Genomic DNA, 12,959 nt, shown 5'->3' on the forward strand with positions numbered 1-12,959 from the left:
TTTGTGTTAACATACTACTAGATTGATAGATTAATCAGCGACGTGTTACTGGTAAGCAGGCAAGATCGCATCAGATTATAATTCTTGACTTCTCTTTAGGAGGAGCAGAGTGTTATGGGCTGATGGGATCTTTTTTTGCGTCTGTCAACTGTCATATGGCCAATGACTTATAAAAAAATGAAAAGGAGAAATGAAAATGGATTATAAGAAAATCGCGGGAGACATTCTTGAAAATGTCGGCGGCAAGTCAAATATCAAAAGCGTTACACATTGTTTTACTCGTTTGCGTTTTGTTTTAAAAGATGAAAAGAAAGCAAATAAGGAAGTTGTTGAGCATCTTGAGGGCGTTATTTCAGTTGTAGTGGCAGGCGGTCAATTTCAGGTAGTCTGCGGTGCTAAGGTTACTAAAATCTATGATGCGGTCATTGAAATCATCGGTGATGCTTATGCCGGCGGGGATGTTGATGTGCCGGAAGAAAAGCAGAGCATCGGTAATTTGATCCTTCAAAAGGTTACGGAAATATTTACACCCTTAGTTCCTGCTATCGCGGCCGCTGGTTTAATCAAGGGTCTGCTGACGGCGGCTAAGCTTTTACTGAGCAACTATGGTTATGATTTAGCAGCTACGGATACTTATAATATTCTCTATAATGCAAGTCAGGTTATTTTCTACTTTATGCCTATCTTCCTTGCATATACAACAGCAAAAGCATTAAAATGTAATCAGGTAATTGCGATGGCAATCGGCGGTACATTAGTTTATCCAGCCATCGATGCAATGATTCAAAATACGGAGGTTGCTTCAACGATCTTTGGTTTGCCGATCATGAAGGGTGCATGGCAGATTGGTGAATCCGTTAAGATTTTCTCTTACACTGAATCAGTAATTCCAATCATTTTGGCGGTAATCGTAATGGCGGTGCTGGAAAAATATCTGAAAAAGTTCATTCCTGAGATTCTTCAAATTATCTTAGTTCCGGGTCTTGAGCTGTTAATTATGCTGCCGCTGGTATTTGTTGTATTAGGCCCAATCGGTATTTATGTTGGTAACGGCGTACAATTTATCTATGATTCAATTATGAATGTCAGTGCTGTGCTTGGCGGCGCGCTGATCGGCGGTCTGTGGGGCGTATGTGTTATTTTTGGTGCTCACCGTGCCTTGCTGCCAATTGGTTTAAATGATGTTGCGGTTAATGGTCATCAGAATTTATTAGCTTTTGCCGGTTCTGCAAACTTTGCACAGGGCGGCGCGGCTTTAGGTGTTATGCTTAAAACAAAGAGCAAGGATCTGAAACAAGTTGCGGCTTCTTCAGCCATTGCGGCAACCTTAGTGGGTATCACTGAACCTGCCATCTACGGCTGTAACCTGCGTCTGAAAAAACCGATGGTTTATGCGGTAATCTGCGGTGCGATCGGCGGTGCTATCATGGGTCTGGGGAACGTATATGGTGATGCCTTTGCTAATAATGGTATCTTGACTATCTTCACCTATGCGGCTTATGGCATGACACGATTTGCTTTCTACTTAATTGGTATTGGGGTTGCCTTCTTTGGTGCGGCAGCAATGACTTATTTTATTGGTTTTGATGATGTTGACAGTAAAGAAACAGTTAAAAAGAATGTAGTCGTTGAACTTCCTGATCATGTTGATGTGGAAATCGCGTCACCGATTGAGGGCGAAGCGATTGAGCTTACAGATGTAAATGATGAAGTATTTGCTTCCTGTGCTTTAGGTAAAGGGATTGCGATTATTCCAAGTAAGGGTGAAGTTGTAGCGCCGGCTGATTGTACGGTCAGCCTGATTTATCCGACTTTGCATGCGATTGGTTTGACTTTGCAGGATGGTACGGAAATTTTAATTCATGTAGGTATGGATACCGTAAAATTAAATGGCAAGCATTTTACGAAGAATGTCGAAGAGGGCAGTTTTGTTAAAAAGGGTACAAAGATCATTTCTTTTGATCTTGAAGCATTGAAAAAAGAAGGCTTTGATATGAGTGTACCGGTAGTTATCAGCAATACGAATGAATTCTCGGTGGTAACTGGTCTGCCAAAGGCTAAGGCTGATATTAATACAACTGTCATTGTGGCAGCACGTTAGGAGGTATAAAATGAAAGAACGTTTTCCTGAACATTTTCTATGGGGTGCTTCTTCTTCCGCTTTTCAGATTGAAGGCGGCTGGGATGAAGACGGCAAGGGGATGAGTGTTGCGGATTATAATTCATTTAAGCATTCTGATAAACAGGCTGACAGTAAGGTTGCCAGCGATTTCTATCATCATTGGCGTGAAGATATCGCATTAATGAAAGAATTGGGAATGAAGGCTTATCGTTTTTCTCTGGCATGGACAAGAATCATTCCAGACGGCGACGGTGAAGTGAATCAGCATGGTATTGATTTCTATAATCAGGTTATCGATGAATTAATCAGCAATGGCATTCAGCCGCTGGTAACGCTGTATCATTTTGATTTGCCGTATGCTTTAGTTGAGAAATACAATGGCTGGGAAAGCCGCGAATGCGCCTTTGCATTTGAACGTTATGCCCGTATCTGCTTTCAGGCTTTTGGTGATCGGGTGAAGATTTGGCAGGTGCATAATGAACAAAACTTGATGATTCGAGTAAATAACCGCATGAATATATATGTGGAAGATGATTATCAGGCGGATAAGATGCGTGCTCAAATGGATTATCATATGTTCCTTGCGCATGCCTTAGCGGTAAATGCCTGTCATGAATTAGTTAAGGATGGTAAAGTAGGGCCGGCGGTATCTTCTACCTGCACCTATCCGCTGACCAATCAGCCAATGGATGTCTGGGCCGCCAGAATGAATGATAATTTTAAGACGAACTATTGTCTTGAGATGCATATGAATGGTGAATATCCAGGCTATTACATGCGTTATCTGAAGGAAAGAAATATTGTGCCGCAGATGCCGAAGGCAGATCAAGAGATTTTAAAAAAGGCTAAGATTGATTACATCGCACTGAATTATTATCGTACCTTATGTGCCAGCTATCTGCCGGCGGATGAAAAGCATCCGATTGGATCAAGAGTATTCCGCGGCAATGAGGTTGATTTTGATCAATATGGCTACTGCCGTGATGAGAAGAATGAGAATCTGAAGGCCAGCGAGTATGGCGCGCAGATCGATCCGATGGGACTGCGTCTTGTGCTGAATGATTATTATCGGCGTTATCATCTGCCGATGATTGTCACTGAGAATGGCTTAGGCACCGCTGATGTATTAACTGAAGACGGTCATGTTCATGATGATTATCGAATTGCTTATATAGATGCTCATATTGATGCAATCAGTGATGCGATTGAAGATGGTGTGGAAATGATGGGCTACTGTCCATGGTCATTCATGGATTTGCTGAGTTCACATCAGGGGTTCAAAAAGCGTTATGGTTTTGTTTATGTCAATCGTGAGGATCATGATTTGAAGGATTTAAGAAGAATTAAAAAAGACAGCTTTATGTGGTATCAGAAGGTTATCAAAGATAACGGCGCTAAATAAAGCGTTGGAAGTAAGAGGGATGAGAAGCTATGCGAGTTGTAAAGGTGTTGAATAATTCATTGATTCTGGCATTAAATGATGAGGGTCAGGAAATTATTTTGATGGGTAAGGGGATCGGTTATAATAAAGCGATTGGTGCTCATCTTGATAAGAAAGATATTGAAAAGGTATTTATCCTGAAGGATCGTGAAATTTCCAAGAACATGATGCGGCTGGTGGTGGATACTGACAGTATCTATTTTGAGATTGCCAAAATGGTGATTGATTATGCCTTAGATACGTATCAGATGGGGCTAGTTGACCATATTTATCTCGCATTGACAGACCATCTGGCTTTTGCTGCCCAGCGCATGAAGAACGGTATACAGTTTCAGAATTTTTATACCTTGGATATGAAGCGCTTTAATCCTAATGAGTTTGATGTGGGGGAATACGCGTTAAAACTGATGAAGGAAAAAGCCGGTGTTGAATTGCCTCAGGATGAAGTGGGGAATATTGCTTTTCATTTTATTACCGCTCAGCAGCGTAATCCATACAGTGGTAAGATGACGCTGATTAATGAGGTAGTTGCCGATATTTTAGATATTGTGAAGTATAATTTCAGATTGATTTATGATGAGGACAGCATTGCTTATTCGCGTTTTGTCACGCATCTGAGACTGTTTGTTCAGCGGTTGATTTCAGATCAGCTGCTGCCGTCAGAAAAACAAGAAATGCTGTATGAACAGATCATCAGCAGTTTAGCGGTTGAATATGAGTGTGTGAAAAAGATTGAGATATATCTGCATGGCCGGTTTAAAACCGCGCTGACGAATCAGGAAATTATGTATCTGACGATTCATATTCACCGTATTCTTGAGGAAAGAGGTGAAGGCAGTGAAAATCTTAGTCGTTGATGTCGGTACCTCAAGTATGCGCGGCATCGTCTATGCGGCAGATGGTTCACAGCTTGCCAGCTGTCAAAAAAAGTATCAGGTAAAACTGCTTGATAATGGGTATATTGAACAAGATCCGCAAGATTTCCGCGGCGCGCTGATCGATATTGTGTCGAATCTTTCAGGGCATGATATTGACGCGGTGGCCTTGACTTCACAGCGCTCAAGTGTAATCGCCGTTGATGAAAAAGGCAAGCCGCTCTCTGATGCGATTATGTGGCAGGATCGCCGCTGTGTTGAGTGCTGCAATGATTTAATGAGTTATAATGAATTGATTTTCTCACGCTGTGGATCACGTGTGAATCCGGTGTTTTCCGGCTCTAAAATGAAATGGCTGAAGGAAAATCGCCGTGATCTTTATGATCAGGCTTATAAGCTGTTAGTTATTCCTGATTATTTGATTCATGTTATGAGTAATCAGTTCGCCAGCGATAAGACCTATGGCAGCCGTTCGCTGCTGATGAATCTGCGGCAGGGGATTTGGGATGAGGAGCAGCTGAAATTATTCGGCATCGATCAAGAAAAGCTGTGTGAGCTGCATGAAGCCGGCAGTATCATCGCGTCGGTAAGTAATGAATTCGCGGCGCTTACCGGTATTCGCACTGGCCTGCCAATCGTCAGTGCCGGCGGTGATCAGCAATGCGGCATGATTGGTCAGGGTGCGGTCAGTGAGGGAATCTGTTCCTTAACCTTGGGTACCGGCGCCTTCCTTTTGACACCCTGTGAGCATTATCCAAACCATTTAGCAATGGATGTGGTCTGCAACGCGGCGTCTGTCGCTTCTCAGTATATCCTTGAAGCTAGTGTTCTTACGTGCAGCTCAGCGCTTGAATGGTTCCATTCTGCCTTCTGCGGCGATCATGAGGATTTTTACGGGTGGATGAATGAAACCGCATTGCATGCGGATTCTGATGGCTGTATTGTCTTGCCATACTTTCAGGGCCGCTCAACGCCGGATTGGAACAGCGGCGCTACGGCGATGTTTTATAATTTAACCCTTAAGACGAGCAAAGCAGCGATGCTGAAAGCTCTGCTTGAAGGTATCTGCATGGAAATTGCTGAAAATATTGAACATTTTAAAAAGTATGCGGCAGTTGATTCAATCTGTATCAGCGGCGGGATGTCAGCGAGTGAAGGCTTTTCGCAGCTGTTAGCCGATGTTTGCGGATGCAGAATAACCCGCAGTGATAACAGTGAGAGCACTGCTGCCGGAGCATTTTTGGTTGCTGCGTGCGCGTTAGGCTTATACTCGAATGTGGCAGAGGGGTATCGCGCCGTGAATAAGGAATTGCATACAGTAAGCTACGATTCAAATCTGGATAAGCATAAGAAATATAATGAAATGAGAAAGCAGATGAAGCATCTTTATCAGCAAATCATGGAAATTTAGAGAGCGCAGGCTCTCTTTTTATTTTAAATTGTGAAAATTTAAAGGATATATTTATAAATTGAGTCCTCCTTCACAAGTAAATTGGCAAATTGATAATTTAATAACAAATTATAAGTGAAATTATTGACAAGAAGGCTTAAGATGTTACAATGAAATAGTAAACAAGTGTTTACTATAAATAATCATGAATGAAAAGGGAAATGATTTCATGACAATGTTCGAGGAGGATGAAAATGAACATAGGAAGACGATTAACAGGTTTAGTAGTATCGATGTTCATGCTTCTGACAGCTTTTGGATGCAGTACGGCAACGGAACCAAAAACTGAAGAGAAGTGGGACAGGGAAGTTGATTTTCTGATCGTAGGCTATGGTTTAGCCGGTGAAGCGGCAGCTTTGGAAGCCAGTGATATTGCGCCGGATGCCAGTATTCTAGTGCTTGAAAAAATGCCGGAAACATTAGCTGGCGGTAATTCAATTGCTTCCGGGCAGACATTTATCGTACCTTCTGAGTCAGGGGTAGAGGGGTTTAAAGAATATATCAGAAATTGTAATGAGCCGAATCCAATTCCTGAAGAATATCTTGATTTCTTAGCGACGGAATTCGCTGATCAGATTAAATGGGTTCAGGGCACTGTCAACGCGGCCGGTTATGAGGTTGGTTATGTTGGCGGCGGTCCGCTTCGCTGGGGCAGTTTGGTTGTCGAATTTGCTGAATTCCCGGGCGCAGGTTTTGAAGGCACTTCGGCGCATATCCGCAAGGAAGGCTCAGGCGCTTTTGAAAACGGCGGCGTTTGGAAGGGGTTCAACGCGGCCGTTGAAATGCGAGACAACATTGAGGTGGCTTATTCCACACCGGCCATTGATTTGATTCAAGACCCGCAGACGAAGGCTATTCTTGGTGTCATCGCACAAGATCCAGAAGGCAATCTAATTCGGATCAAAGCCAATAAAGGTGTGCTGCTGGCCTGCGGCGGTTTTGAAAATAATCTTGAAATGCAGCGCAACTATCATGGTATGGATACGGTTTATACAGCTGGTACACCTGGCAATACAGGGGATGGTATCCGCATGCTGATGAAGGTTGGCGCGAAAATGTGGCACATGAATAATCAGACACAGTCCGGCGGTTTCTGGTTAGGCATCAAGGTGCCTGAGTATGAATCAACATTTATGCGAAATATGACCTTTAAATCAGGTGCTTGGATTGAAATTGATTCTGATACTCAGCGTTTCTATAATGAATCAAAGGATTATCATCGTCAGCATATGAAATATGTTGAATATGGACGTTATGTGGATTTACCTCATGAAAGAGCGCTGCCTGTCCATTTGATTTTTGATGACAAGCTGGCTTCAAGTGAATCAGTAGCAAGTCAGTGGCTGTCTTGGCCAATTACGACTGAAGGCTATGTTTGGTCAAAGAATAATGAAGATGAAATTGCTAAGGGATGGATCATCAAAGCGGATACGATTGAAGAATTAGCTGAAAAGATCGGCCGTGATCCTGTTGAATTAAAAGCGGCGATCGATCGTTATAACGCAATGGTTGATGCGGGTGCTGACAGTGATTTCAACCGTGACCCGGCAACGATGGAAAAAATTGATCAGGCGCCTTATTATGCAGTTGAATTAACGCCAACCTTAGTTGCGACTACCGGCGGTGCTCAGCGCAATACGCATTCACAGGTACTTGATTGGGACGGCAATCCGATTCCTAACTTATATGAAGCTGGTGAATTAGGAAGCTATGTATCTAATCTTTATCAAAATGGTGTTTTCCTTTCAGAAGCCATTGCTTCAGGACGCGCGGCGGCTCAGCATGCCTTTGACGGCAAGAGCACAGTAACCAGTGTTGTTGAGGCAGGCAGCAATGAAGAAAAACCTGCTGATCCTAAATTAGAAGATGGTAAATATGACGCAATATATAAAGGTCAGCATGGTGATATCAAGATTGAAGTAACAATTAGTGATGGTAAAATCACCAATGTAGAAGCTGTTGAAGGCAAAGAATTCTTATTTATGGATGATACACAATTAAGTGATTATATTCAGGCAATTATCGACGCTGACAGCTCAGAGGTTGATACAATTTCCGGCGCTACGCTGGACTGCCAGGGAATTAGTGCGGCAGTTAAGGAAGCAGTTAAAAAATAGTGAAGAAAGACAGAGCCCTCTGTCTTTTTTCTTGACAATACTTTAAATATAAAGTCAAAGAGTAATGATTGTGCTATAATGGTAACATATGGCAGGTGGATTAGAATGAATACAAAGGGATATGATAAACTAAATGAACAGCAGATGCGCGACGTCCTGATGCGTTATGTCAGCAGCAGCTTAGAGGGCATTAACAAAACATTTGCGGCTTACTATAAATTCGATTATGATCTCACAACCAATCAGATGAGTACGATTTGGTATCTGAAATACTGCGGCATGATGACGATGAGTGAATATGCGGATAAGATGCAGATGAGCCGTCAGCAGGCAACACAGCTGATCAATCATTTGGTTGAAATGGACTATGTGAAGCGGCAGTATTGCAAGGAAAACCGCCGGATCATTTATATTCTGGTCTCTGAAAAGGGTGAGCGGGTCATTGAAGAAATTGAAAGCAAATACTCAAAGCATGCTTTTGAGGAAATCCAAAAATTTACCCCTGAACAACAGCTCAGATTTGTGGAAGCGATGGAAGTAATCAGTGAATTGCTGCCGCAGGTTGATTTTGGGCCTAAGCATGATCGATAAAGACGCGGACAAACCGCGCCTTTTTATGTCAAAAAAAGCTCGCTGAGCGAGCTTAATAATTATAGAACTTCTTGATGTGACGCGTATAAGTATTCGTCAATAGTATTTTTAATACGATCCTTAATTAAAGCTTCCGGATCATTTTCTAATTCATTGCAGCGTACTTTAGTATACTGAATCGGCATAAACTGAGACAATACGGCCAATGAGATACCATATTTTCTCAAATTAGCAATCAGCTTATCTTTCGCAGCCTTTACACTTTCAACCGGCATATAGTAACGGGAACGATCAGAGAATGAGAATTTACGTTTGAACCATAATTCATCAGCATTACCATGATAGTGCTTTTGCCAATTCTTTGGATCATCCATCATAGCTTTTTCGAGAACATTGATGAAATCAGATTTTTCATCGTCCTTGCCATGAAGAATCATATCTTCCATATAAGCCAGCGCGAATAATGCTTCACGCATCGCATAAGTCAGGCCTGGCCCTACTTTTAAGATGCCGACGCCGTCTTCAACTAACTCTCTTAATTTATATTTTGTCTGATAATCGGTAGAGTGACCTTCAAATACCAGATTTGGGTAATCTTTAATAGCTGCCATCAGTTCAGCGGCTTTCGCACGGTCATATTCCGTACAGCCAGCATCCTTTTCTTCAACACCCGGCTGAACGACAACCCCGATAACATCCTGCCAGATATCGCTTAAACCCTTAGCCGCGAAAGCATCTTCAAATGCTTTGACAGTTGCTTTGAAATCTTCAACGCGGGTTACCTGCATGCCGGCGTTAGGATCTTGAGCACCGCCCGGAATTGGTACTTCACTGCCGACGATGTAAACCGGTCTTACCGCATCAGGTTCAGTTTTTAATAATTCCTGATAAGTATCTTCACAGACTCTGGCTAATTCAGCACCGCGCTGAGCGATAATCTCATCACTTAAGCGGACATTTGGATCATCACTGGCTACTTTCATACTTGTATCGATATGAATTTTAGTAAAGCCAGCAGCTACATAGCATCTGACAAGCTCTTTCGCGTCAGCCATTGCTTCGGCTTCATTTTTACTTGCGAAGGTTAATGGGCCGAGGTGATCTCCGCCTAAGAAAATACGGTCTTTATCAACCCCAACCTTATCGGCGATATTCATGACGAAGGCTTTGAAATCTGCCGGTTTCATGCCAGTATAACCGCCGTTTTGGTCAACCTGATTGGCAGTGGCTTCAATCAGCACACAAGCATTGTCGCGCTTTGCGCATTCCAGTGCAGCTTCAATGACATATTCATTGGCACTGCAGGCAGAGTAGATACCTACCGGTTCACCCTTTTTTTGTTTAGCTACGATTTGTTTTAATGGATTAGGTTTGCTCATACAAAATCCTCCTTGATAGTCAAATTATAACACTCGATTTTTTAAAAGTAAAACAAGAAGCGAAAGCTTGTTAGTATGTGCAAAACATTTGCACAAAACTACAAATATTTCACTCATAGATAACTAAAATGTGCAAATAAATAAGGGGCTTATAAGGCATTGGATAATTTAGTAAAATTATCCATATTCAAAAGATAAAAAAAGTAGTATAATTATTTCCACTAAGCAGGCAGGAGTATCAGGGATGAATAAAGAAAAGGAAATGCAGATAGACTATTTTAAATCAGCAATTGGATTGCTGCGTATAGGTGTTATTGAGGGCGAATTAGTTTCGCTTGTTTTTGTGAATGAAAAATGTGAAAGTGCCGAAGAAACACCATGCTCCAAGCTGGTAAAAAAACAGCTGAAGGAATATTTTAAAGGCAAGCGGCTGCAGTTTGATGTGCCGATGTCTGTCCATGGCACCCCTTTTCAGGAGCGGGTCTGGGCTGAATTACAGCGGATACCTTTTGGTGAAACGCGCTCTTATCAGCAGATTGCAGAGGCTGTGGGTTCGCCGAAAGCAGTACGGGCAGTCGGCAATGCCAATAACCGCAATCCCATTTGTATTATCATACCGTGTCATCGTGTTATCGGTAAAAATCAACAATTGGTTGGATATGCCGGCGGTATTGTCCGCAAGCAGGCATTGCTTGAATATGAGCGGGATGTTATTGAAAGCTAGAGGATCAATGCCTCTTTTTTTATGCAGTAAAATAATTTCTGATATAATAATAGAAAGGGAGGCTGTCTATGAGTGAAAATTTTAAAATCAGTGAAATTGCCCGTCTATTTGGTATCAGCAGTGATACGCTTCGCTTTTATGAAAAAAAGGGTTTATTAAAGCCGTCAGTAAATGAATTGAATCATTACCGCAGCTATGAATTAACTGATATTAACTTGCTGATTGATATCTTATTTTACCGGCGTTTGGATTTAAGCTTACAGGATATTCATACGATTCTTTATCAAGGGGATCTGGATCAGCTCCAGCAGACATTAACGATCAAGGAAGCAGAGATTAAGGCGCAGCTAGAGGAACAGAAGCTGATCTTAAAAAAACTCGCTTTGACCGCTCAGAATGTAGATGAAATCAAAGCCGCGATGGGGGATGTGAAAATTCAGCCGATGCCAGCTTATTACGTGCTGCTTAGAGGTAAAAATGAGATGGCGGCTTATCGCAAGAGCAAGCGGATATTTGCTTCAGATATTTTTGATGTCTGTCAGCTGGTCGGTGTTTATCATCAGCAAAATGATTTGATTGTACAGTCAGCGTTTATGATTTTATTGGAAAAACAGATGGAAGATGAGTTCCATTTATTAAAGGATAAGACTTGTCCGTTATTAGAGGAAACTGAGCTGTGCGCGCGGATATTGATGAAATTTAATGACCATAAAGATATCAAAGCACAGATAGAGCCGCTCTTTCAAAAAGTGAAGCAAAAGGGATATCAGCCGACTGGAACGATTTATATTAATTACATGCTGGCTGTCAGTGAAACTGATGCCAGTGAGTATTATTCTGAAATTTTGATACCTGTGAAATAAAAAGAACCTCTTGACCTTGGAGTTACTCCATAGTTTATACTGAGAGTCGGGAGGTTTTATTATGACACACGAAAAGATTGAAAAGCAGTTTTGGCGTTATGTGCTGCCATCAATGCTGACAATGCTGCTGAGTGGGTTTTATGCGATTGTTGATGGATATTTCGTCGGGAACGCGTTAAAAGATGCGGGTTTGGCGGCAATTAATATAGGCTGGCCGATTGCTTCATTTATATTAGCTGTATCAACCGGTATCGGCGTCGGCGGTTCTGTGCTGATTTCGACGTATCGGGGGGCTGAGGATGAGAATGCGTCACGGCAGGCGAAAGGGAATACGTTAATGCTGCTGTGCCTATTTGCAATCTTGTCAATAACGTTGATTTTTATTTCTACACCATGGCTTTTAAGACTGTTTGGAGCGAAGGGCGAGGTTTATGATCTGGCCTATGAATATCTGTTTGTGATCGTGCTTGGGTCGTCGCTTCAAATCTTTGGGACAGGCTGTACACCCATTTTAAGAAACAGCAACCGTTCAATTCAGGCGATGCTGATCATGTTGTTTTCTTTATTTACCAACATTGTTTTGGATGCGGTATTGGTGCCTTCGATGGGGATGAGCGGTGCGGCTTTAGCGACTGTAGCTGCTCAGGGCTTCTCGGCATTATTCTGCCTGCTGCTGATTTTTACCGATAAAAAGAATCCGCTGAAGCGCAGCGACTTTGTATTAAATAAACGCATGTGCAAAAATATTATAAGAATCGGTGTCTCACCGTTTGGGTTAACCTTTTCACCATCCATCGTTATTATTTTCGCCAATTGGCAATGCTTGAATTATGGCGGTGAAATCGCTGTCGCGGCTTATTCAGCGCTGTCTTATGTTTTACAGGCGACGATGGAGCTGCTGCATGGGATCGGTGAGGGCGTACAGCCGCTGATCAGCTATTGCAACGGTGCCGGACGTCATGATTTGGTACGATCACTGCTGCGCCGCGCGCGCCGATTGGTAATGCTGCTTGGTATCTTATTTGGGGTGCTGATCGTTGCCTTTGATTCGCTGATTCCAATCATCTTCGGTGCGTCCAGCGAGGCAGGAGTCATGATTGAGAGCGCCTGTCTGATTTCCAGCGTGGCTTTCTTCTTTGCGGGATTGGTGAAATGTTATTCTTCTTATTTCTATGCTATCCGGGAAACCCGTGCCTCAACGTTGCTGATTTATGGCGATCCATTGCTGCTGACACCGCTGTTGATGCTGATTCTGCCAGTATTCTTTGATATTAATGGTATTTGGGCAGTCTTACCGCTGACGCAGATCATTCTGTGTGCCGCGGCATTGTTGATTGATATTAAGAAAGAAAATTTAAAGCTTGAAGGTAAAGCATAAAAAAACACACGATTGTGTG

10 protein-coding genes are annotated in these 12,959 nt (G+C 42.5%); 9 read left to right on the plus strand and 1 reads right to left on the minus strand.

Annotated features, from left to right (window positions below):
• Window positions 1-196 precede the first annotated feature (196 nt).
• From DAHG_RS02095 to DAHG_RS02120, 6 genes are all read left to right on the plus strand, one after another.
• Entirely contained in the window at window positions 197-2,101 is a 1,905-nt protein-coding gene (locus DAHG_RS02095) for a beta-glucoside-specific PTS transporter subunit IIABC (protein ID WP_022936659.1), read from the plus strand.
• 10 nt (window positions 2,102-2,111) lie between these two features.
• Complete coding sequence (locus DAHG_RS02100; protein WP_022936660.1) at window positions 2,112-3,524, plus strand: glycoside hydrolase family 1 protein; 1,413 nt, start codon at window positions 2,112-2,114, stop codon at window positions 3,522-3,524.
• A gap of 29 nt (window positions 3,525-3,553) precedes the next feature.
• A complete protein-coding gene (locus tag DAHG_RS02105) occupies window positions 3,554-4,420 on the plus strand; it encodes a PRD domain-containing protein (RefSeq protein ID WP_022936661.1) in 867 nt (288 codons plus the stop codon).
• Window positions 4,401-5,849: an FGGY-family carbohydrate kinase gene (locus tag DAHG_RS18500; RefSeq protein ID WP_022936662.1), complete on the plus strand. Its 1,449-nt coding sequence runs from the start codon at window positions 4,401-4,403 to the stop codon at window positions 5,847-5,849. The genes DAHG_RS02105 and DAHG_RS18500 overlap by 20 nt, the downstream gene beginning before the upstream one ends.
• A gap of 233 nt (window positions 5,850-6,082) precedes the next feature.
• On the plus strand, window positions 6,083-8,005 hold the full coding sequence (locus DAHG_RS02115) for an FAD-binding protein (protein WP_022936663.1): 1,923 nt from the start codon (window positions 6,083-6,085) through the stop codon (window positions 8,003-8,005).
• 105 nt (window positions 8,006-8,110) lie between these two features.
• Window positions 8,111-8,596 carry a MarR family winged helix-turn-helix transcriptional regulator gene (locus DAHG_RS02120; RefSeq protein ID WP_022936664.1) on the plus strand — a complete coding sequence of 162 codons (486 nt, stop codon included), beginning with the start codon at window positions 8,111-8,113 and terminating at the stop codon, window positions 8,594-8,596.
• Window positions 8,597-8,655: 59 nt separating this feature from the next.
• Here the strand turns inward: DAHG_RS02120 and DAHG_RS02125 are convergent, their stop codons facing one another.
• On the minus strand, window positions 8,656-9,975 hold the full coding sequence (locus tag DAHG_RS02125; RefSeq protein WP_022936665.1) for a class II D-tagatose-bisphosphate aldolase, non-catalytic subunit: 1,320 nt from the start codon (window positions 9,973-9,975) through the stop codon (window positions 8,656-8,658).
• A gap of 244 nt (window positions 9,976-10,219) precedes the next feature.
• Here DAHG_RS02125 and DAHG_RS22030 point away from each other — a divergent pair, with 244 nt between their 5' ends.
• The 3 genes from DAHG_RS22030 to DAHG_RS02140 all read left to right on the plus strand — a co-directional run bounded on the left by DAHG_RS22030 (window position 10,220) and on the right by DAHG_RS02140 (window position 12,940).
• Window positions 10,220-10,699 carry a methylated-DNA--[protein]-cysteine S-methyltransferase gene (locus DAHG_RS22030; RefSeq protein WP_022936666.1) on the plus strand — a complete coding sequence of 160 codons (480 nt, stop codon included), beginning with the start codon at window positions 10,220-10,222 and terminating at the stop codon, window positions 10,697-10,699.
• Between the two features lie 68 nt (window positions 10,700-10,767).
• The gene (locus DAHG_RS02135) at window positions 10,768-11,562 is read left to right on the plus strand and encodes a MerR family transcriptional regulator (RefSeq protein ID WP_022936667.1); all 795 of its coding nucleotides are present in this window, start codon (window positions 10,768-10,770) and stop codon (window positions 11,560-11,562) included.
• A 61-nt stretch (window positions 11,563-11,623) separates the two neighbouring features.
• Window positions 11,624-12,940, plus strand: a complete 1,317-nt coding sequence (locus DAHG_RS02140) for an MATE family efflux transporter (protein WP_022936668.1) — start codon at window positions 11,624-11,626, stop codon at window positions 12,938-12,940.
• Window positions 12,941-12,959 lie beyond the last annotated feature (19 nt).

This window comes from Dielma fastidiosa, assembly GCF_000313565.1.
GTDB classification, from domain to species: Bacteria; Bacillota_I; Bacilli_A; order Erysipelotrichales; family Erysipelotrichaceae; genus Dielma; species Dielma fastidiosa.